Source organism: Bacteroides sp. 90-K9/2 (genome assembly GCF_047310725.1).
Taxonomy (GTDB): domain Bacteria; phylum Bacteroidota; class Bacteroidia; order Bacteroidales; family Bacteroidaceae; genus Bacteroides; species Bacteroides vicugnae.
This window is the reverse complement of the sequence record NZ_JBCGVL010000002.1, coordinates 213,070-236,892: the sequence shown is the minus strand read 5'-3', so window position 1 is coordinate 236,892 and position 23,823 is coordinate 213,070. Positions and strand designations below refer to the sequence as shown.

14 protein-coding genes are annotated in these 23,823 nt (G+C 44.6%); 12 read left to right on the top strand and 2 right to left on the bottom strand.

Annotated elements, in window-relative coordinates:
- Positions 1 to 214 precede the first annotated feature (214 nt).
- Positions 215 to 1,663 carry a hypothetical protein gene (locus AAHJ11_RS08430; protein ID WP_413579337.1) on the top strand — a complete coding sequence of 483 codons (1,449 nt, stop codon included), beginning with the start codon at positions 215 to 217 and terminating at the stop codon, positions 1,661 to 1,663.
- 30 nt (positions 1,664 to 1,693) lie between these two features.
- Entirely contained in the window at positions 1,694 to 2,464 is a 771-nt protein-coding gene (locus AAHJ11_RS08425) for a hypothetical protein (RefSeq protein ID WP_320978185.1), read from the top strand.
- 134 nt (positions 2,465 to 2,598) lie between these two features.
- Here the strand turns inward: AAHJ11_RS08425 and AAHJ11_RS08420 are convergent, their stop codons facing one another.
- Positions 2,599 to 4,458, bottom strand: coding sequence for a BACON domain-containing protein (locus AAHJ11_RS08420; protein ID WP_413579335.1), 1,860 nt, complete (start codon positions 4,456 to 4,458; stop codon positions 2,599 to 2,601).
- A 308-nt stretch (positions 4,459 to 4,766) separates the two neighbouring features.
- Here AAHJ11_RS08420 and AAHJ11_RS08415 point away from each other — a divergent pair, with 308 nt between their 5' ends.
- From AAHJ11_RS08415 to AAHJ11_RS08370, 10 genes are all read left to right on the top strand, one after another.
- Positions 4,767 to 6,293, top strand: coding sequence for a sulfatase-like hydrolase/transferase (locus AAHJ11_RS08415; protein WP_298044097.1), 1,527 nt, complete (start codon positions 4,767 to 4,769; stop codon positions 6,291 to 6,293).
- Positions 6,294 to 6,406: 113 nt separating this feature from the next.
- On the top strand, positions 6,407 to 8,065 hold the full coding sequence (locus AAHJ11_RS08410) for a hypothetical protein (RefSeq protein WP_413579333.1): 1,659 nt from the start codon (positions 6,407 to 6,409) through the stop codon (positions 8,063 to 8,065).
- A gap of 21 nt (positions 8,066 to 8,086) precedes the next feature.
- Positions 8,087 to 8,491 (top strand): hypothetical protein, encoded by a 405-nt coding sequence (locus AAHJ11_RS08405; protein WP_148367793.1) that lies wholly within the window; start codon positions 8,087 to 8,089, stop codon positions 8,489 to 8,491.
- Positions 8,492 to 8,512: 21 nt separating this feature from the next.
- Positions 8,513 to 10,144: a DUF1735 domain-containing protein gene (locus AAHJ11_RS08400; protein WP_217720799.1), complete on the top strand. Its 1,632-nt coding sequence runs from the start codon at positions 8,513 to 8,515 to the stop codon at positions 10,142 to 10,144.
- Between the two features lie 33 nt (positions 10,145 to 10,177).
- Positions 10,178 to 11,164 carry a glycoside hydrolase family 43 protein gene (locus AAHJ11_RS08395; RefSeq protein ID WP_195648723.1) on the top strand — a complete coding sequence of 329 codons (987 nt, stop codon included), beginning with the start codon at positions 10,178 to 10,180 and terminating at the stop codon, positions 11,162 to 11,164.
- A 140-nt stretch (positions 11,165 to 11,304) separates the two neighbouring features.
- Positions 11,305 to 14,490 carry a SusC/RagA family TonB-linked outer membrane protein gene (locus tag AAHJ11_RS08390; RefSeq protein WP_148367790.1) on the top strand — a complete coding sequence of 1,062 codons (3,186 nt, stop codon included), beginning with the start codon at positions 11,305 to 11,307 and terminating at the stop codon, positions 14,488 to 14,490.
- A 20-nt stretch (positions 14,491 to 14,510) separates the two neighbouring features.
- Positions 14,511 to 16,397, top strand: a complete 1,887-nt coding sequence (locus AAHJ11_RS08385; protein WP_148367789.1) for a RagB/SusD family nutrient uptake outer membrane protein — start codon at positions 14,511 to 14,513, stop codon at positions 16,395 to 16,397.
- Positions 16,398 to 16,419: 22 nt separating this feature from the next.
- Entirely contained in the window at positions 16,420 to 19,506 is a 3,087-nt protein-coding gene (locus tag AAHJ11_RS08380; protein ID WP_413579329.1) for a SusC/RagA family TonB-linked outer membrane protein, read from the top strand.
- A 25-nt stretch (positions 19,507 to 19,531) separates the two neighbouring features.
- Complete coding sequence (locus AAHJ11_RS08375; protein ID WP_148367787.1) at positions 19,532 to 21,328, top strand: RagB/SusD family nutrient uptake outer membrane protein; 1,797 nt, start codon at positions 19,532 to 19,534, stop codon at positions 21,326 to 21,328.
- Between the two features lie 29 nt (positions 21,329 to 21,357).
- Positions 21,358 to 22,260, top strand: coding sequence for a BT_3987 domain-containing protein (locus AAHJ11_RS08370; protein ID WP_148367786.1), 903 nt, complete (start codon positions 21,358 to 21,360; stop codon positions 22,258 to 22,260).
- Between the two features lie 133 nt (positions 22,261 to 22,393).
- On the opposite strand, the gene AAHJ11_RS08365 is transcribed toward AAHJ11_RS08370, so the two are convergent.
- Positions 22,394 to 23,770, bottom strand: a complete 1,377-nt coding sequence (locus AAHJ11_RS08365) for an ATP-binding protein (protein ID WP_195648727.1) — start codon at positions 23,768 to 23,770, stop codon at positions 22,394 to 22,396.
- Positions 23,771 to 23,823 lie beyond the last annotated feature (53 nt).

Sequence of the window (23,823 nt, the reverse complement as noted above, 5' to 3'; positions counted from 1 at the left end):
GCAAAAAACAGTAAAATACCTCCCAAAGATTCCCATTATTTTGTACCCTTTTCCCCATCAAATAGATAGTTGAACGATTCTTATAAGGTTTCGACGGAAAATTATAAGTGCGAAAAGGAATCTGCAATTCTTTGGTGCATATTAGAAAATAGATTGGAAAGGAAGTGTCTATTTTTACCATCGTAGAATTTGTTGAATTGAAAAACATATTATTATGAAAAAAAGCATTCTTTTTAATCGGACACTGCATCTGGTGTCTTATGTATTACTGTCTCTTACGTCCTGCCTGTTTGTATCCTGCGACAAGGACGATGACTGGGACAAGAACTTGGGAAATAACCTGCTGGAGGGAATTTGGATACGCGAAAGCACATCACAGAAGTTTGTAGCGACCTTCAATGCCGATCACACTTCGTACATCTGTACCTATAATATAGAGACGGAGGCACTCGAACATGTGGATTTGCAGGGCAAATATCGTGTGGTGGATGAATCGGTATTGATTTATCAGAGCGGAGACAAGCACCGGTTCAAACTAAGTGAGGACGGCAATACGGTAGAGATTACTTACGGATATGATACGGGCAGTCCGGAAACGGAGAAAACATATACCTATCAGCGGTTTGTTGAAGTGCAGGAACCGGAGCCGGAACCCGAAGAAAAGGAACTTGAGCTTGCAGACGTGAATGCTGCAAAAGCCGCTCTGGGTAGTTTGAAAGCCGGTGCTTCGGTAACGGTGGGAATGAGTAACTGGGAAGAGGTGGTGGTAACGAAAGTCAGCCTGCGTAAGCAGCTTACTATCGAAGATACTCCGATGACCAACAGTAGTCTGGCAAGTGGAAATCTGACTTTCACCGTTCCGGAGAATATGCCGGTAGGCTCTTATTCTTTGATAGTGGCTTACACGATGAATGGCAAAGCGAAAGAGGTGATGTTTGATGCGGTGACTTGCACGGTGAAAGAAGAAGTGACGCCTCCCGAACCCGGAGCCAAAGTGCTGGTGTTCAAAAATCAAATGATGGGAAGTGCGCAGAATCGTGATTTTGGCTGTCTGTTGACAGTGACCGATGCCGGCCAGTTGGATATACAGACTGCCTGCTACATGAACGACGATCCTACATTAAATGCCGACGAGAACAAGAAACGCCGTTCGGAGATAGATTTGATTGCAAACACTTATTCCGGTCCTGCTTTTGCTTTGGGTAATTTCGATAAGATTGCTCATAATCTTAGGAACTTCAGATGTAACGGGACGAATCTTTTCACAACGTCCAAAGATGATGCCAAGGATAAAGAGACTGCTGTCACGATGTTCCCGGGATATGCCGATATTCAGACTAAATTTCTCGTGCTTCAGGAAAGCATCGAAAAGGAGAAGAACATTATAGATTTAGTCAGAAACGATCAGTTGGCGGAAATTTCGGAAACGGCGACTCCGGCTTTGTTCGATGGAACTTCGAAGATAGACCGTATCACTGTGCAGAGCATCAAGCCTGGTGAGTCTGTGGGAAGAGACCGGTTCGATCTGAATGGCGTAGTTGTTTTCAAGAGTTCGAAGAACGGTAAGATAGGTATTATGCTGATTCGTCAGATCAATGAACTGGATGGCTCCAATGATGCTGCCGACGCTACCATCGTTTTCGACCTTTATTATCAGAAATAAGTGTTTTATCCAAACTAAATAAAATATCGAATGATGAAGAAAGTATGTTTATTGGTAATCATGGTTGCTGTTGCTCTGATGGGGCATGCACAATCCTTGAGGAATAATTTGTTGAAAGGGTATAAACCCGGGGATCAGTTGGAAAAGGGAGTTTATACGAGCGATCAGGATACACCGCGTTTCAATGCCTGGTATGGTGCGTTCAATGCGAAAGCGGTGGAAGTGGAAGAGGGACCTGTTATCGGTGAGCCGCTTTCTTATAAAGGTTACAATGAGGGCGGACCGTCGATTAATCTGGCGGGCGAAGGGCAGTTGAACCGGGTGAGTGTTTATCCGTTGACGAAGAGCAATAAGGAGTATGCCCGTGGTGCGTATTATCTGGCTTTTCTGGTCAATTTCGAGAAACTGGGTTCCACTAAGTTTTATGATTTTGCAGGCTTGGATATTAATCCGCTTAGCAGGGCCGTGCGCGGCAAAGTGTTTGTGGCCGGTGAAGGGAAAGACAAGATTAAATTCGGTGTGGCGGTACGTACGGATTGTACCGAGGGTACTGAAACTTACGATTATAATCAGACGCATTTATTGGTACTGAAAGTGGATTATGACAAGAAGCAGGCTGTTTTGTATGTCAATCCGGATTTGAGTCAGGGCGAACCGGCAAATGGGCTGGTTGCAAATGCCGAAGGAGATGAACTGAAAAACGGGCTGAAGTCAATCTATTACAGGTATCGCAAGAACTATAAAGGAAACATCGGTAACTTCCGTTTTGCAACGACTTGGGATGCGGTAATCGGTAAATAGACATCTCACAGGTTGAAACTCCTCTAAAGAAAATCCCCTTATTTCTCCCTTTTAATTGATAAGACAGGGTTGAAATAAGGGGATTGTTGTATGTAATTGACAGGTAATGCGTCAACTTCTTTTGCGCAACTTCTTTAATGATAAAGTCTTCCCGTCCGCTTGCGTAATTCCAGCTGTGCTTCGAAAAGAGAGGCAGGTGATACGGTGGCATTGGCTTTTACCCAAATACCGTCCGGACGAACCGGATTCTTAAAGTCTCCTGCATGTTTGGTTCCTTTAGTTCCTATACTATAATTCTTCGCTGATACCCAGGGATTCTGAACACATACTTCTTTGGCGGTGCAGTTCCAAAGTACCTGATTGGCTCCGGCCCAACCGTGTCCTGTTCCCCAGTTACTGCGATCCTGTATATTGATCGGACCGTCGCTGTTGATGTTGTCATAGAGCGTGCCTACATTCCAACGCTGGTGAGGGCCTGTGTCTCCATGTGCATTCCGTATGTTGACTCTGACAAATGCGTTAGGACCGACTCCCTTGCTGCCCGTAACACAGTCATGGCGTCCCTCGGTGGCTTCACAGTCTATCACTAAGCACTGCTGTGCCTGATTCATATTGTAAGAATAGCGTCTTCCACCGGTAATGATGGATTTTGCATCCAGGCATTTGCAGTCTTTCACTGTTACATACCGGGTTCCGGAGTTCAAACTAACCAGTCCGTTGCCGAAATACCTGGAAGTGATATTACGCACCCAGCTCTGCTCCATCTTATTGAATTCTATGGCAACCCATCCGTGGTCTTCATCGGTATCAGACGTATATTCGCTTTCTATCAGCATATTCTCAACTCCGCACCGGTTGATTCTTCCTTTGAAGCTCGATTTGAATACGGCACCTTTATTATATGGGGTTTCCATAGCCATCATGATGGGATTGTCGAAGTGCAGCGCATCGTCTATAATATGAGTGATGGTGCGTTCGTAACTTAGGTTGTAGCTTTCGGGAGTCCATTGCACAATAGGGTCTCCGGTGGTTCTTTCCGGAATCTGATTCATTTTCAGATCACTGATCCACTGGGCGGTTCCGGGACGATAGATGGTCACTTCATCCCCTACCTGAAAAGAGGACGGATTTAAAACCCTCACCCAGAACTGTCCTACCGGAACGTAATCATCCTTTATATTGAATAGAGAAGGACTACTGGGAGAAGAAGAACCCGTACCCTCGAATTTAATGAGAGTTCTTTGTCCTTTTCCTGCGGCAATCAATACGGTTCCCGTTTTAGAATCTTCTCCTTCACCACGAAGTACGATTCCCGATGATTGGATGTTCAACGTTCCTGAAATGCTGTAACGTCCTTTTTTCAGGAGGATGGCTCCTTTGAAACCATTGGTTGCGGAAGTGATTTGAGCTACCTTGTCGATCGCATTCTGGATTAACCGGGTGGCATCTGCCCCGTTTGCGGGCGCTTCGATGGTTTCTACCACTTTTACATCGGGAATCTCCTGCTCGCTACCCATATAGCCGATATTACTGAAATCAGGCAGAATATTCCCCTGTTCATCGGTTAATGAAGAAAGAGGCAGATCTGAATCCACTTGCGGATAAGTGGGGGTGGTGGAGGATGAGGCTGCCCTTTGATAGATTTCCACTCTTTTTTCTGTGGAGCCGGAAGAGATGATTAACCGGGTCAGGCGTTCTTTCCCGGTTTGATTGGCGTCTGTGGATACGGACAGGACAGAGGGTGCATTTTCTTTCATCTTGTAATGACACCATTCTCCCCCTTTGGCCACTGTGACGGTCCATTCCCCTGAAGATTCTATCTGCAGTTCCTGCGTCTCTCCCGTACCGTTAAAGTAGAGCACATCCGCATTGACTTGAATGGATGCGGTTCCTTCATCGGAACAGGCCTGTAAGTTTCCCGCTAAAAAGAGTAATAGCCCCAAGAGTTTTACTTTTATACTTTGTAGTGCCAAAGTATGAATGAGTTTTTTCATGATAGTGTGTTTTTTGAGTAAATAGTATGATGATAATTCTTCTTTTCCGGACGGTGATTCGTAGGAGTTTTTGATAGAAACAAAGGTAGATAATCTTATAGAGACTGTTTTTTGATATTGAACCAAATAGTTGCAATAATATCCCAAAGAAGAACTGACACCCTCTTTTGGGTATTTTCATGAGGTAAAAGATGTATTTTTCGGGGGAATAAGTATAGGATGGACATGACTCCCCATTATTAAACATTTGTTCTATATAAATAGATAAGCGGTGGCTAAATTTGCATCGTTATTAACTGCATAATATGATGAAAAAATTAATCTATCTTGTTCCTACATTGTCTTTGGTAGGTTGTACCTCGCAGCAAGTAGAAGAGAAACCGAATGTGATTGTGATTCTTGCCGATGATCTGGGATTTGGCGATGTCAGCGCTTATGGATCGACTACCATTCATACCCCGAATATCGATAGTCTGGCTCATGGAGGAGTCTGCTTCACGAATGGATATGCCACTTCGGCGACGTCTACTCCCAGTCGTTATGCCTTGATGACCGGAATGTATCCGTGGAAAAATAAGGATGCAAAAATCCTGCCCGGCGATGCTCCTCTTATCATCAATGAGCATCAGTTCACTTTGCCGAAGATGATGCAGCAATGTGGTTATGTGACCGGAGCTATCGGAAAATGGCATTTGGGTATGGGCGACGGAAATGTCAACTGGAATGAAACCGTCAAACCGGGTGCCAGGGAAATCGGTTTCGATTACTCTTGCCTGATTGCGGCAACCAATGACCGTGTGCCGACCGTTTACGTGGAAAACGGCGATGTCGTGGGACTCGATCCGGCTGATCCCATCGAAGTGAGTTACGAGAAGAATTTTGAAGGAGAACCGACTGCCATCTCTCACCCGGAGATGTTGAAGATGCAGTGGGCACACGGACACAATAACTCCATAGTAAACGGAATACCCCGTATCGGTTATATGAAAGGCGGCCAGAAAGCCCGTTGGAAAGACGAGGACATGGCCGACTATTTTGTAGATAAGGTGAAGAATTTTGTAACCGAACACAAGGATGCTCCCTTCTTCTTGTACTACGGCCTGCACGAACCTCATGTACCCCGCGCTCCCCACCAGCGTTTTGTGGGCAAAACAACCATGGGGCCTCGTGGTGACGCTATCGTTGAGGCGGACTGGTGTGTCGGTGAATTGCTTGCTCACCTGGAGAAAGAAGGATTGTTGGAAAACACACTGATTATCTTCTCCAGCGATAACGGTCCTGTATTGAATGACGGCTACAAAGACGGTGCTCTGGAGTTGGCAGGCAATCATCTTCCTGCAGGAGGACTTCGCGGAGGCAAGTACAGTCTGTTTGATGGCGGTACGCATATTCCTTTGTTTGTTTATTGGAAAGGAAAGATTCAGCCGGTTGTATCCGATGCGCTGGTTTGCCAGGTGGATATCCTTGCTTCTTTGGGTTCAATGGTACATGCCGATTTGCCGGAAGGGCTGGATAGCCGGAATTACCTCGATGCTTTCTTCGGAAAAGCTTCAACTGCCCGCAAAGATGTAGTATTGGAAGCGCAGGGACGTATGGCTTACCGTTCGGGCGACTGGATCATGATGCCTCCTTATAAAGGTTCCGAACGCAACCTGACCGGAAATGAATTAGGCAACCTGGGTGAATACGGATTGTTCAATGTAAAAGCCGACCGGACTCAACATCAGAACGAGGCGGCCCAACACCCCGAACTTCTGGATTCTCTGAAACAAAATTTCTTTGCCGAAGTGGATGGTTATTATCGCAGTGAAGTAGAAGAAGAACCATTAAAATAAGGTCAAATGTTTATTCTGAACATAAATCCCGTTGATAAAACAATCGTTCTATTCTACCGGGATTTATTTCTCTACCTTTGTTCTGTTCGATGTCGGACAATTAACCTTGAAGTATGTATATGAAAATGAAAGCTTTTTTAATGTTTGTATTGCTGTTCTTATGTTCAATGGGAACAAAGGCGCAGGATTTGGGGGCGAACTATAATGAAAATATAGACTACCCGATTACGGAAATAGAGATGCTGAAGCAGTCGAAAGTGAATTGGGTGAGAGGGTTTGTCAATGTCCCCGCTCTGTTTCTTCAAAATGAAAACGGGAAAATTGTAGGCGTGAAAGAAGAAGCCATTAAGACACATATTCCCACACTGAAATTTATCCAGGCCAAGAAAGCGTTGGGCGACCGCGTGAAGTTCATATTAAGCCTGAAAATACCTTTTGAATTATATACCGATACGGTTCCCAAAGTAGGGACGAAGGAGATGGAGTACATATTCCGGGCAACGGAAGTGTTATTGCAAACTTATCAGATGGCGCTGAACATTGACATTTTGGTTATGGGTAACGAACCGGAGTGGGAAAATGCATTGGATACCGATCTTTGTCATGCCGACGGTGATGATTACCGGGCATTCCTGAATGAGTTTGCCAATCGGCTGACTACTTGGAAGCAGGCGAATGGCTGGACATTTGACATTTATGCAGGGGCATTGAACCGTGTGTCCGAGTTGCCGAAGAGCGAAACGGTTCCTGCGGTAGTCTCTGTGGTTAATAATAATCCTAATGTGGTGGGACTCGACCTGCATGTTCACGCATTGAATATCAATCAGGCGGAAGATGATTTCCGGATCATCCGCAATAAGTACGGTGTAACCAAAAAACTGATTTGCACGGAATTCTCTATGGTGCGTGCTTTGAATCCTCATGTGGCCGATGCGTTGGGAGAATGGGGAACCAAGAATGGTTATACAGCCGGAATGAAAATCTACGAATATCTTAATCTGATAGCTGAAAAGGCGAATGCCGGTACACCGGTTAGTGCTGCCGAGTTCAAGAGTCTTTTTGAGAGTTACTCTTGGTATCCGAAGAATTGGTATAAGACTTTTTATGAGGTATTCAAGAAATATGATACGTATGCCATTACCGGGCGTTTTAGCGTTGTTCCCGGTGGGGCGAGAGCTGTTTACGATGCGAATACTGAAATGTGGGAGCTTGGAGGAATTTATTTTTCCCGTTATTTAGGACTGGATGCAAACGGGTTCTACAATCCCAATCCATTATTATATCCTGATTTCATCGCTGCTCAAAATGGGCTGGCAATTTCCAGTCTTGTCGAAGGACAACAGGAGTTATTTATTAGTTGGGGTAACGGAGCTGATAAGACGGGAGTGTTGTCGGTGACAGACAAGGACGGGACCGAGGTAGTGCGTCAGCCGCTTGATTCGGAAAGCGATTATACGCTGGTTAAAAATCTTGTTCCCGGCACAACATACCATGTAGCGTTGCTGAAGTCGGATGACAGTGTGTTGTGGGAAGATGATGTCAAAACTAAGCTTGTGACGGGAGAGTTCCCTCTGTTGAAATATCAGCAAGTGGATGGATATGCGTTGGTGCAACTGTTGAATTTGCCGGCTGATGTCGCTTCTTACAAGCTAAAGGTGGATGGACAGGAAATCGATATAGTGAATAAGAACCTGAACGGGCAAGTGCTTACGGCCGAAGTGACTTATAAGGATGGATCGGTAGAAACATTGTCGGCAACTATTAGAAAGTAATGATCTTAAATTTATTCGCTTATGAAAGTAATATATGTATTATTGGCATACCTGTTGGTTTTCGCCTCTTGCGCAAAAACGGATTATGCTGAAAACGGCGTTGATAGAAAGGATATAACGGGATATACCGAAATAGGATTTTATAGTTTGGATGGAGTTTGTATTTTTGCAGAGCAGGAACAAGTTCAGACTGCAATCAATTCCAAGCGCCTGACCTATCGTTTACAGAATTCGGATCAAAGCCAATACATTCATGTGAAGTTTACCGGGAAACCTGCAACTATCGGTCAGAAAATAAAGGCAGCGTTCTCATTCCGGGGAGTTTCTTTCCTCAAAGAAGAGATGGAGATGGAGGTCGTTCGGATAGATGGTGGAAAAGTGTGGTTGTCAGGTGACAATGTTGGTATGGTAATCCCTGTTTTTTAATCATTTAAAAAGAATTGAATTATGAAAAGATATATTCCTATTGTAGCGTCGCTGATGGCGTTTTCATTGGTTTCCTGTGGTGAAGTCATGGATTTGACGCAGCCGGAAAAGGCGGAAGTTACTTATTCCGGTATCACTTTGTCACTTAATCAGACTGGCAAGTATGACCTATATCTGGATGAGCCTGAATATGAATATACCATTATGGTAGAGAAGAGCCATTGCGAAAAGGAAGCGAGAGCGGAATTTGCAGTAGTCGATGCTCATTCGTTTGGCGAGGAATACACGCTATTGCCTGCGGCTAACTATGACCTGGATGCCAACAGTCTCGACTTTAAAGGTGACGATGTGTTGCATGCTGTGGGGCTGCGTTTCCACGATCTTACTACACTGGACAACACCAAAAAATACGTGCTTGGTCTGAAACTGAAGTCTGACGATCTTGCCGTCAATGAAGAAAAGAGTACCATGACTTTCTATCTGCAACAAAAACAAGGTGGTATCGGTAATCCGTATATCATCACTGCGGCCAAAGACTTGGCCAAGCTTGGTGAATATCTCAAAGACGGACAGACTACTTACGTACGTCTGGGTGCGGACATCGACCTGCAAGGAACGGACTGGACTCCGGTGGAAGCCACTGCTGTCAGACCTGTGGATTTCGACGGCTGCGGACACGTTATCAATAATCTGAAAATTACATCTTCTTCATCCGGTTATCAAGGCTTCTTCGGTATGTTGACAGGACGGTGTGCCAATGTGACCTTTACGAACGCGCAAGTTACCGCTGATAAGAAACTTGCGGGTATTGTTGCTGGTCAGGCGGGTAATGTTTCCGGTGCGGGTATAGTAGAGAATGTTCGGGTGTCAGGTACTATCAGTCTGACTTCGGGTAATGCCGCATGGGACGACGGTCAGGCGGGTGGTATTTGCGGACGACTTCATGGAGCAGACAGTAAGATTTATCAATGTGGTTCGGAAACGAAGATTACTGCTTTGTGGTCGGCAGGTGGTATCTGCGGTGAAGTGCGTGAGGGAGCTGCTATAGAACAGTGCTATCATATAGGTGATATCACTACCCAGTCATGCGTCGGTGGTATTGCCAGCCGGTTGCTTGGAAGCAAAATTTCCCACTGCTATTCACACGGAGTGATGAAAGCGGTTCCCATGGTGGTGGCCAATCCGGGTGGTGGTATAGCAGGATGGGTGCAACCTATGTCCGGTGCTTCTACAACCTCTACCATATCCTACTGCTGGAGCGACTGCGATGTATCTGCACAAAACCAGGTGGGAGGTATTATGGGTAATGCCAACAATACTACCGGGAGCGGTATTACTGTTCATCACTGCGTGGCATGGAATACGTATTTATTCTCTCAAGCTGCGCCCAAATCGGGTAAGGTATGCGGACGGTACAGCGAGAACGTCGCTTATTCCTGTTACGCTAATCCTGCTATGGAATGTGTGTTCCCCAATAATCCCATGTTGCCTGACCAAGCCAGCGTAAACGTGGACGCTGTCATTACGGTAGACCGTTACAATGGTCTGACTACCATCAATAACTTGATGGAAGCTGTCCGTACTCTTGACTGGGATAACTCTATATGGAACCTTGACGGTGAACAACCCCGTTTGGCATGGGAACTGGATTAATAAGAAGTGATATAATAATTAAGATATAAACTGATGAATACATTCAATAAAATCCTCTTACGAATGACACTTGCTTTGGGAGCGACATTCATATCTGTCTCCCAACTGCAGGCTGATGATTGGAAAGAAATATCTTTTGCCGACCCCACTATCTTTGTGGAAAATGGAAAGTACTACCTCACCGGTACGCGCAACCAGGAACCGTTGGGCTTTTCCATCCTCGAATCGACCGATTTGGAGCATTGGACGGTTCCCGACGGCAGTTCCCAGCAACTGATTCTTCGGAAAGGTGACCGTACGTACGGTGAAAAAGGCTTCTGGGCACCTCAATATTTTAAGGAGAAAGGAACCTATTATTTCACTTATACCGCCAATGAGCAAACGGTGATTGCTTCTTCAAAATCGGTATTCGGTCCTTTCCGTCAGAAAGAAGTCAGACCGATAGACGCTTCCGCCAAAAATATCGACTCATTCCTGTTTAAGGATGATGATGGGAAATACTACCTGTATCATGTTCGTTTTAATAAAGGAAATTACCTTTGGGTAGCCGAGTTTGACATGAAGAAGGGAGGCATCAAACCGGAAACGTTGAAACAATGTATGGACTGCACGGAGCCTTGGGAAAAGACTCCGAATTACAAGTCCGCACCAGTAATGGAAGGACCGACGGTTATGAAATGGGACGGAGTGTATTACCTGTTCTATTCTGCTAATCATTTTATGAATATTGACTACTCGGTGGGCTATGCTACTGCTTCTTCCCCTTTTGGTCCGTGGAAGAAACATCCGAACAGTCCGATCATACATCGTAGTCTCGTAGGAGAAAACGGATCGGGACATGGAGATGTGTTTAAGGGGTTGGATGGAAAATACTATTATGTCTATCATGTCCATCGTTCGGACTCCACGGTGCAACCTCGTAAAACGCGTATTGTTCCGCTTATGCTGGAGAAAGGAAATGACGGCGTATATAGCATCACCGTAGACAAAGATCACGTCATAAAGCCTATGTGGAAATGATTTGTTCAGAAATGTAGTAGAGAAATCTATTTTGCACATTTGTACGGGTTTTAAGGAGATTCTTCCCTTTCATTTGAAGATTTTCCCGCTTAATTTGTGCTATGAGATAAAGAATTTGTTAACAGTTAAAAATAATGTTTATGAAAAGGAACAGACTTTATTTTTCTTTCTTCTGTCTTTGTTGCTTTTTGCTTTGTACATTGAGCGTACATGCACAACAAATCTATTGGAAGGGACAAGTGAAGGATGCAGTATCCGGTGAGCCGATGATAGGTGTCAGCGTTCGCGTGAAAGGTACAGGCAGCGGTACGATTACTGATTTTGACGGTAATTTTTCCGTGAAAGCATCGAAAGGAGACATACTTGTCATTTCTTATGTGGGCTATAAAACTCTGGAACTGGATTTAAAGAATAAGACGACGCTGGGAGTCATTTCTTTGGGAGAAGATGCGGAAACGTTGGAGGAAGTGGTAGTGGTAGGATATGGTGTTCAGAAAAAGGTATCCAGCGTCGGTTCCATTGCTACGGCAAAGGGAGACGACTTGTTAAAGGTAGGTAGCGTGAACTCTGTGTCCGAAGCCTTGCAAGGTCAGATGCCCGGTGTGGTTGCCATCAATTCCACTTCGAAGCCGGGAGCCGATCAGGCCTCTTTGTTGATTCGCGGTAAGTCCACTTGGGGAGAAGCTGCGCCGCTTGTACTGGTGGACGGCATCGAGCGTGATTTCAATGATGTCGATGTGAATGAAATAGAATCCATCTCTGTATTGAAAGATGCTTCGGCCACTGCGGTTTACGGTGTGAAAGGTGCAAACGGCGTTATCCTGCTTACCACCAAGCGGGGACTGGAACAGAAACCGGAGATTTCGTTCACTGCCAACTTTGGCTTCAAACAACCGTCTGCCGCTCCCGAATGGGCGGATTATGTGACTTCCATGAAACAGTATAACAGAGCCCAGGCGAATGATGCCAACTGGGGGGCACTGGTTCCCGAATCTACCATTGCTGCATGGGAAAATGCGTATGCTACCGGAAATTATGGTCCTTACAATGATGCTTTCCCGCAAGTGGACTGGTGGAAAGAAATGGTAAAGAATGTAGGTTACGAGCAGAACTACAACCTGAATGTACGAGGTGGTACAAAGAAAATGAGTTATTTCGTTTCTTTGGGTTATTTGCATGACGGTGATATCTTTAATACGACCAAACAGGAGGAATTTGATCCTTCCTTCTCCTATCGCCGCTATAACTGGCGTAGTAATTTCGACTTCAATATAACGAATACTACCAAACTGTCATTTAATGTAGCCGGTAAGATGGGGTATCAGAATCAACCTTCTTATTATGAGAATGTCGATTCTCCGGATGAACGCTTTTTCGGAACGTTCTTCACGGCTCCGAGTAATGAGTTTCCGATTAAATACAGCAATGGAATATGGGGAGACGGGTTAAGTTCCGATCAGAACATTGTCTGTCTGATGACAGAAGGGGGGAGTCGTAACATTAAGCAACATCAAGGTTTCTATGATGTGATCCTGAATCAGAAACTGGACTTTGTCACTAAAGGATTATCATTGAAAGCATCCTTGTCTTATACCACTTCTTCATCATGGAGTACCCAGATTATGCCGGGTAAGATTCTGGGTAAAGATGATTTGGTTGCTCAACGTACGCATATTCGTATCAATCGTGTGTATGATTATGCCAATCCTATTTACAATCCCGATGGAACCATTACTTATAATTATACGGAGAAACGCTATCCGGATGAAAACGCCCCTGGAGATTTACCTGTCGGCGGTGCTTATGACGGATTCAAGGCTTACGGACGTAAGTTGTATTATGAAGTGGCATTGAATTACAACCGTCAGTTTGGCGACCATGATGTAAGTGCCTTGTTTGTGTTCAACCGTAAGATGAACGAGTCGACTAGTGATAATGTGGCCGTCATGAACTTCCCGGCTTACGAAGAAGATTGGGTGGGTCGTGTGACTTACAACTTCAAAGAACGTTACCTGGCCGAGTTTAACGGTGCTTATACCGGCTCGGAAAAATTTGCTCCGGGACATCGCTTCGGTTTCTTCCCGTCCGCTTCTATCGGTTGGCGTATCAGTGAAGAGCCTTGGGTGAAGAAATGGACCAAAGGAATACTGACCAACCTGAAAGTGCGTTATTCGTATGGTGTGGTGGGTAATGATAAAGGGGCTACCCGTTTCAACTATATTCAGAAATTCGAGCAACTCTCCGATAACGCACAGTTCGGTAAATACCAGACCAGTAATTGGGGACCTTTATATAAAGAAGGCAAACTGGCCGATCCGGATGCCACCTGGGAAGAATCCGTTAAACAGAATATCGGTATTGAGATAGGTTTGTGGGGCAAATTGAACTTTACGTTGGACTTGTTCGATGAAAAGCGAAATAATATTCTGATGACTCGTAATACAATTCCGTCTTGGGCGGACAGTGGTATTGCTTTCCCGCAGGTGAATCTGGGTAAAACTAAAAATCATGGTTTCGAACTGGATGTTACTTGGAACGATCGTATCGGAAAGTTTAATTATTATGCAAAGTTTAATTTTGCAACTAGCGAGAACCGTGTCGTCTTTATTGACGACCCGAAGAATCAGAGTGAATATCTGAAGAAAGCCGGGAAATCAATCGGATACGTCAACAAGTACCTGGCAACAGGTAACTTCCAGTCGTTGGATGACATTTATAACTCGGCGCAGTCTACCATTGCCAACGGTGCACACAACACACTGATTCCCGGTGACTTGTATTACATTGATTACAACGGAGACGGTATGATCGATGCTAAAGATATGGTTCCGATGAAAGACCTGAACTATCCGGTAACTACCCTCGGATTTACGCTGGGAGGTTCTTACAAAGGATTTGGATTCAATATGTTGTGGTACAGTGCCATGGATGTTTATAAGGAAGCGATACCGTCTTACTTGTGGGATTTCCCTGCAGGTAACATCAAAGCTCAACCCAATACATTGAACACATGGACAGCCGATGCCCCGATTCAGAGCGGAGCCGTCCGCCCTAGTATTCATGTACAGAGAAATTACAACTCGGTGGGCAGTACTTATACGTATACCAACCATGCTTATCTTCGTCTGAAGAATCTGGAAGTGAATTATGAGATTCCGAAACGCTGGTTACAACCTGTGCATCTGACAAAGCTGCAGATATATATCAACGGTACCAATCTGCTGACATTCTCGAAAGGCGATTCACGTCGTGACCCGGAGCATTCGGGACAGAATGTGTATCCGATGGTGAGACGTTATAATATTGGTTTTAGATTAGGATTATGAGACACTTTAAATTTACTGATATGAGAAGACATAAGTTGAATTGGATATGGATCATTATGCTGGGGTTGTTTTTCGGAAGTTGTGAGGACTACCTGGACCGTTCCCCTGATGACGGACTTTCCGAAGATGATGTTTATAAAGACTATAACAGCTTGTTAGGGTTCATGGACCGCATTTTTCTGAATGGTGATATATTGATCTTCACACATGGCATCAACTCCTATTCAAATACGTATGTAACGGTAGGTAATTTGTCCGATGAATATGCATCTGTCCGTGATGATGACCCGTCGAAGTTTGTCAATGCAGGCAACTGGCTGGAGAATGCGAGTACACGTTTCGAAATAGGAAGTAAAAGTGATGGAGCGAATTTCAAAAGTGCTATTTCGCGTGCCTATACCGGACTTCGTATCGTGAACCGTGTGATTAACGGAGTCGACCAGGTGAAATCGATTACCGAAGACCAGAAAAGAAAATTGCTGGGACAGGCTCACTTCCTGCGTGCTTACTTCTATTTTGAAATCATCAAACGATATGGCGGAATGCCTATCTTTGACCAGCTTTGGGGAGCATCAGACAACTTCGATCTTCCCCGTAAAACTTATCAGGAATCCAATGCATGGATGCAGACTGATCTGGATAAAGCCATTGAATATTTGCCATTAAGTTGGTCGGATGTAGAGCACGGTCGGCCTGACAGAGTAGGTGCTATGGCATTAAAAGCAATGACGCAGCTTTATGCGGCCAGTCCTTTGATGCAGAACGACCTGAATACCATTGAAAACAAAGGATATGGAAAAGAAATGGCTGCCGAGGCTGCCCGCAGTGCGCAGAAGGCTATCAACGCTATCGAAAGCCACGAATATTATCGCCTGATGAATCATGACGAATACCGCAGTATTCAGTTAATGCCTAATTCCAACCAATTCGCACAACCGGAATACTTATGGTTTCTGCGCTGGCATCACGGTAACTGGTCGGCTTTTGTCAGAGCGCAGTGGTTGACACAACCTTATGATAACAAGACCGGTGCCGAAGGTACTCCTTATAATGCTCCGACACAAAATGCGGTAGATATGTACGAACGCATGGGAACTGATGGTAAGTACTATCCGATCACTGATCCGCGTTCCGGTTATGATGCGGTGAAGACTACCGATCCATACTCGGATAGAGATCCTCGTTTCACTAACAATATCCTTGTCCCCGGTGAACAGTGGGGAAAGAACTTGCAGGGGGTTCCTTATTATGTAACCACTTATTCGGGCGGTTATTCCGAGAACTTCATTTCTACCAACCAGTTTACGAGAGGTTCCCAGCAGACCGGATATATGTGTAAGAAGTTTATCTGGCCGGAAGCAAGTGTGCCTTTGTTTGGCGAAGCAGGTTTCCAATTATATCGTCTGGTGGCTGTATACATTCGTGTTTCACAGGTTTACCTCGATATGGCAGAGGCTTCATACGAAGCAACAGGTGATCCGGATGCAATAGTGACAGGTTGTACGATGTCGGCCCGTCAGGCATTGAATAAAATCCGTGTAAGAGCCGGAATCGGTGAACTGCCGGATGGAGTGGACTTTAGAGAAGCTTATCGTCGGGAGCGCGGTGTGGAATTGATGTTCGAAGGACACCGCTGGTACGATATCCGCCGTTGGATGATTGCTGAAGACTTGTTTAAGGGTGAATATCCGATTATGGGCGTTAAAGCTACCCCGATCAACCATTCTTATACCGCCGACCAGTTGAAAGTGGAAAAAGCCTGCACTTATAAGTTGACCGACTTCACCTATGAGTATGTTCCGGTAAAGACAGCCGTGCGGACGTTTAACAAGCGTAATTATTGGTATCCGTTGCCGATGGATGAAGTGGCGGCTTTGGATAATCTTCAACAGAACCCCGGATGGTGATACCTAAAATAAAGAAAAGTATATGAGAAACAAGATTAGATATATAAGACTGATAGGGCTCATATTTGTCCTTATCGTTGGCTCTAGCCTGACTTTCGCACAAAATAAATCAAAGAGAAAGTCGGCGAAGAAGCCTTTGGTGGAAATAGTTTCTATTGTTACCGACGAGAAAGGTAGTCCGCTGAAGAATGTTTCTATCATTTGTGGAGAAGGTGCAGTCGTTCTATATACAGATGAAAAGGGACGTTTTCAGACGAAAGTGGAGAATGACGCAACCGTTATGATCGAAGCTTTGGGATACGAGGATAAAGTGTATAAACTGACAGGTAGCAATATCGTTCCTGAAAAGATTGTCCTGAAGAAAGAGCCTCTGTTCCTGACCGGAGAATCCTTGGTGAACAGAGCCGATGGCGGAAAGACATATAAAGGGAATGAAGTAGGTGCAACGAGTGTACTGGAGAACGGGCAGTTCGGAACGTTTCCGGATTTGACTTTGACGAATATGCTGCAAGGTAAAATGTTAGGTTTGCAGGTCCGCTCTACGGTCAGCGGATTGGGAAATAATACGCCTGATTTATATATCCGTGGCCAGCACGGTATGTCGGAAAATACGGCTATTGTTATTATCGACGGTGTGGAACGTCCGGTTGCGGATTTGATTCCTGAAGAAATTGAACGTATCGAGTTGCTGAAAGATGCCACTGCTAAGATTCTTTACGGAGCACGTGCAGCGAATGGAGTACTTTGGGTAACTACCCGCAGAGGAAAGGCCAACCGCCGTATTTATAATGCCACTGCCGAGGTGGGAGTGGTGCAGATGACACGCACACCGGATTTCCTGAATTCCTATCAGTATGCTAATCTGTATAATGAAGCGCGTGCCAATGACGGGATGACTCCTTACTATAACCAAAAGCAACTGGAAGGATATAAAAACTCCAAAGGAGCCAATGACCTGTTATACCCGAACGTTGATTTATATGATCAGTTGTTGAATAAGAATGCCAATTACCGGAAAGTATCATTCGATATGACGGGAGGTACCGACAGAGTGCGTTACGCACTGATTGCCGGATATGTAGGAGGTAGCGGATTTGAAGACGTTGCCTATACTCCACAACTGAACCGCTTGACGCTTCGCGGAAACCTCGACTTTAACGTAACGGATTTCCTGACTATATCCGCAGACGTTGCCGGACGTATGGAAATGCGCAAATGGGGACAACTGGACTGTGGACAGGTATTTACGGCCTTGTCTACTCACCGCCCGAATGAATACCCTCTGACAATGTCAACGGAAGAAACCGGACTGGCAGGCGGTTCGGACGGGATTCCTTTGTTCGGTGCAAGCCTCCGGCAGCCGATGAATGCTTATGCGGAAACCATGTACGGAGGATATACAGACGAACGCTATACGCGTAGCCAGACCAATATCGGTTTGAAATTTGATCTTGATATGCTGACGAAAGGATTGAAAGCCGGAGCTTTCCTCTCTTTCGACAACTATGATTACCTGCAACTTTCCTTGAGCAAAGTCTATCCGACGTATGCCATCAAGACATACCGTGACTTTGCCGGTGAGGAAAAAATCATGTACACCCAGATGAAGAAAACAGATGTAGCCACTTCACAAAGCCGGAAGTCGACTACCCTGCAACAGACATTGGGATGGAATGCTTTTGCCGGTTATGAGAATACATTCAATCAAAAACACGATGTATCGGCACGCCTGACTTATATGTACTCGAAAACAACCAATCAGGGAGTAACCCAAGACATCATCAATGCCAACTACGCATTGCGCCTGAACTATATGTACGACCACCGTTATGCTGTGGAAGCCGACATGGCATTGATGGGAAGCAACCGTTTCAAACCGGGAAACAAATATTTCTTCTCGGCTGCGGGGGGGCTTGCCTGGATTCTAAGCAATGAAGATTTTCTGAAAGACAATGAATACGTGAACTTCCTGAAACTGAAAACCAGTGCCGGTATTCTGGGATATGACAGAAGCACGGAACATTTATTGTATGAACGTGCCTGGGCACAAGACGGCAGTTTCCGATTCGGAACAACGAACAACGGTGCTACGGCTTACTATTCTACTTTTGTCCGTGCAGGCAATCCGAACCTGAAATGGGAAAAGGCGGCAGAATGGAACATCGGTGTGGAAGGTCTGTACCTGAACAACCGCTTATATACCGAAATAAACTATTTCCGTGAAAAACATACAGACATCATCGGTTCTGTCGATGCATCTTACGGGGATTATACAGGCAACTTTACTTACCAGGATAACATGGGTTCTGTCTTGAATCACGGTATAGAAGGAATGTTCACCTGGAGCGACCGCGTCAACGACTGGTCTTATTCGGTAGGAGCCAATTTCGTATGGTCGAAGAACAAAGTATTGAAATGGAATCAGGTGAAACATGGTGAAGAATACCGCTACACCGTAGGACGCTCTACCGATGCTATGATGGGATTGGTTGCCGAAGGATTATTTGGTAAGGACGTAGCTATCAACGGACATGCAACCCAGACATTTGCCGATTATCAGGAGGGCGACATTGCCTACCGGGATCTGAACGGTGATAAGGTTATCGATGGTCGTGATGTGAAAGAACTTGGAAACTCATTCCCGCGTACTACACTGGGTATTGACTTCAGCGTAAGCTACAAAGGTTGGGGGCTGTATCTTCAGGGATACTCCGAACTGGGTGTTCACACTTGGGCAACGAATGCCTATTATTGGAACAACGGAGAAAGTAAATACTCCAAACTGGCATTAGACCGTTACCATCCGGTAAACAACCCGACCGGAAGCTATCCTCGTCTGACAACAACTGCCGGTGAGAACAACTTCCGTAATTCTTCCTTTTGGCTGGAGAATACAAGTTTCTTCCGTATGAAGAATGTCGAGTTGAGCTATACGTTCAATCAGTTCTCTCCGAGTTCGGTGGTGAAAAAGATCAAGGTTTTTGCCCGTGGTGCCAACTTGTTCGTGCTTTCTTCCGTGAAGGATCTGGATCCTGAACTGCTGAATGCCGGTGTGACCAACTATCCGGTGACACGTAGCTTTACAGGTGGAGTCTCTTTTGTATTTTAATTTTGAACAATTAATAGATGGCAATATGAAACATATATTAGGAAGTTGCGTTTTAGCAGGTCTGTTTCTCTTTTGTGCTTGTGACGACACATTGGATACCAAGGTGACGTGGCAGATCGGAGACTCCGATACATGGAGAGTTCCGGAGCTTGCTCAAGGCGTACTATATAAAGCTTATAATGGCATAGCCAACCGTCCGGATTGCTTCGAAGATAACTTTCTGGATTGTGCTACTGATAATGCAATGACCAATTTGCGTAGCTCTTCTGTCTATAAATTAAGCATGGGCGGTATGACAGCGTTTAACAATCCGATTGGAAACTGGAGCAATGCATACAACATGCTGAATTATGTAAACTCTTTCCTCGAAAACGGCTTGACCGACCAGGTGCAGTACAACCGTACCGATCCGGAAGTGGACAAGCAAATCAAGTTACGTCTGAAAGGTGAATCGTATTTCCTGCGTGCATGGTGGCATTTCGAACTATTGAAGATGTACGGTGGAAAGGGTAAGAACGGAAAAGCATTGGGTATTCCGTTGGCAGATCATTTTATCTCGCAGGAAGAAGCTGCGCAGAATGGTGAGTTCCTCCGTCCTACATATCAGGCAACAGTCAATTTTATTGTAAACGATTTGAATAATGCCATCGAACTGTTGCCGAACGCATATCAGGGAGATGACCTGGAGTTTGGTAATACACAAATAGGGCGTGCCACGAAAGCTGCTGCGGCTGTTCTGAAAAGCCGTGCGCTTTTATATAGCGCCAGCCCAGCCATGCAGGATGATGACGTGACGAAGATTACCGGTATGGGACAATTCGAAATACTGAACCCTACAGTTTATCAGGCAAGATGGGAAGCGGTAGCTAAAGAGATTAATAAGATTCTGGGTATGGAAGGTTTCGGTACTTTTGTTCCTGTCACGGCTTCTTCCATAGCCGATGTCCAGACGGAAAGTTCCGATTATGCTTTCCGCAGGTATTTTAATAATAACCTGCTGGAAGGTTTTCATTTCCCGCCGTTCTATTATGGAAGTGCCCGTGCCACTCCTTCTCATAATCTGGTAAAGGCTTTTTATACGAAGAACGGTTATCCGGCAACTGACGTCCGTTCGGGTATCGACTTGTCTGATCCAGACTTTGATATGATGCAGCTTTATGCCATACTGGATAATCGTTTTGCATTGAATGTTTATTACCACAGTGCTACATTTGGTGATTCCGGTCAGTCACTGGATATGTCCGAGGGTGGAAAAGATTCTCCGTCGTTTAGTGAGAATGCTACACGTTCCGGTTATTACCTGGCTAAATTCGTATCCAAGAAATCGGCTATGCTGAATCCGATCCAGACGTTAAGTTCGGTTCATTACAATCCTTTATTACGGAAATCGGAAGTTCTTCTTAACTTTGCCGAAGCTGCCAATGAGGCATGGGGCAACCCGACGGTGAAAGGGGAGGGCTGTCTGTATTCTGCTTATGAAATAATGAAAACGATCCGTTTGCAGGCAGGAGGCATTAACTTTGATCTTTATCTGGATGAAGTAGCTCAAAGTAAGGATTCGTTCAGAAAGCTGATTCAGAATGAACGCCGCTTGGAGTTTGCTTTCGAGAATCATCGCTATTTTGATATGCGGCGCTGGGTATTGCCGTTGAACGAAGAGGTGGAAGGAGTTGCCGTCACCCGCAATGAAGACGGTACATTCAGCTTCAAAGTACAGAAGGTGGAGCAACGGAAATATGAAGTGAAAAACTATTTCACTCCACTGCCATATTCAGAGCTGGAAAAGAATAAGAATCTAATTAATAATCAGGGTTGGGAATAACATGTGGTTGATATAAATACTTATTTACAATGAAGAAACTAAATATATTATGGATAGGGCTGATAAGCGTTCTGATGACTGCTTGTTATGATGATTATGAAAAGGACTACGATAAGAGTACGGTGTACTTTGCTTCGCAGAAACCTTTGCGGACACTGGTAGCCGACACAGATATGTCGATAAAGGTAGGAGTGGCCATTGGTGGCAAAAGAGAAGTGCATACCGATGATTGGGCTACGTTCGAGATCGATCCGTCTTTATTGGATGGTACGGGCTTGACACTAATGCCGGAAAACTATTATCAGTTGGCTGATCCGAACAAGATGACGATCAGCAACCCGAACCTGGCAATCGCAGATGTGAAAGTGACTTTCTCCGATGCTTTTTATAACGATGATGCCGCTTTGGATAAACACTATGCCATCCCTTTCCGGTTGGTCGATCACAATCAGGATGAAGTAAGTACCGACGTGAATGGCAATTTGAAGGATTACAGTATTGTAGTTGTCAAGTTCGTCAGCCAGTATCACGGCACCTACTTTGTAAAAGGGAAAGTTACCAACTTATCCACCCAGCAGGTGACTGAATACAATAACAAGGATTTGAGTCAGAATATGACCCGCGACTTTGTTTCATTAGGCAGGAACAAGGTACGCAGACCGGGCTTCGGACAAACGTTGGAAAACAATGAATCGGTGAATCTGACAGTCAATTCAGATGGAAGTGTGACTATCGAGGCCGGGGGAAGTGTCGCTATCGCAGATGCATCCGCCACATTAGATCCTGCAGCCGAATCACTGGAATTTGTAGGGAAACAGCCTAAGTTTACACTTTCTTATAAATACACGAAAGGCGGTGTTACTTATCAAGTCAATGAAGAATTGATTCGTCGTCAGAATCCGGAAGCCGATTTACGCTTCCAGGAATGGTAGAAATAGGTATTAGTCGATTATAGGTGTCTATCTGTCGCCGGTAATTAGCTGAATCAACGATGTTGCAGGCTGATTACCGGTGATGTTTTTAGACATTCTGTTAAATTTATATCGCTTAAATTAGCTTACGACTCTACTTTAGAATAGATTTTCCTTTTTCTGTTATCATCCAATAACCTATCTTTTTCGAGCCTTTTCGAATAATGCAGCCATTCACTTTTAAGTTGCGGAATGCTCTCTTGATCGTAGCACTGGAAACAGATAAAGATATGGCTAAATTATCATATGTTGACTGATTATCTTTTACTATCAATTTTAATATATCTTTCTCTAATGATGATAGTTTTAAAGGGTCATTTAAAGGGTCATTTAAAGGATCATTTAAAGGGTCATCGTTCTTAATTCTGTTAGGTCTATATATGATAAGTGTAACGCCACCGGCTTCATTTATAAACTCCGGTTTGCGGAGCCCTGCTTTCGTCATACCCTCATAAATTTTATGAATACCTCGTCCCCATGATTCAATAAATCCGGCACGGTAAAAAGTTTCGGCGATAAGGCGATTCCGGGGTTGTGAAGCGTGGTCACCTAATAATTGTTCGATAGTCATACCTTCGGGAAGTGTCCCCGGATTCCAAAGGCGGATGCGGTCATTATACACTTTCATTTGTATATGTACTCCCGTGTACAACTTATGCACAATACTATTGAATAAACTCTCCCGCAATGCATCTTCTGGAATTTCTAAAGGTTCAATGCGCTGCAATCCTTCATAATGGACAGGTGAAATGAGATACTTGGATTTCAATACTTCTATCACGCGATCGGTCATCTGAATGATATTTCCATCCACTACATCTTGAAACATCAGGTCGGCTTCATCACGACCAAACCTCCCAATACGAAATTGTACACTGGTGAAAAACTTTGCAGGATTTTTGCCGAATAGAAGTAAAGCAGCATTGCGCAACTTACCTTCCCCACCGATAAGATTCAGATTAGAGAGTACTTTTTCCGTAGTTTCATTCAATGAATCTACTGGCATACGTCCGGCATCGACGGCTTTACGCAAAAAGAAATCAATAGCTTGGCGGTCGATGTCATCCAATGTAGCTCTTTCGTTTTCAATATCATCCCACGAATGCCCCATTTTGCGAAGCAAAAACTGTTGCAAGGCTGCACCTTTCAACTCCTGTTTGGTAGAACCGCTGCGATAATGATATATACCGTGATAAGCGATAGGCAAATTACACGGTTGCACGGCAATCTCGATGTAGTCTTTACCCTCTTTATGCAAAAGATTTACATCAGCTACAATGCCCAGGTAGTTAACAATCTTATTAGGAATGTCTTCCATCAGTCGTTTGGTGTCTGCTACACCAACCACTTGTTGGTTATCGTCTATACCGATATAGATACGCCCACCTTGTGCATTTGCAAAACCACAAATCCACTTTAGATATTCGTCTCTCCACGATTCCTTATATTCAATATTCTGACTTTCACTCATAATTACTACAAAGTTACATATTCTTTTTCAAACTTTGTAGAGTATAAGGAGAT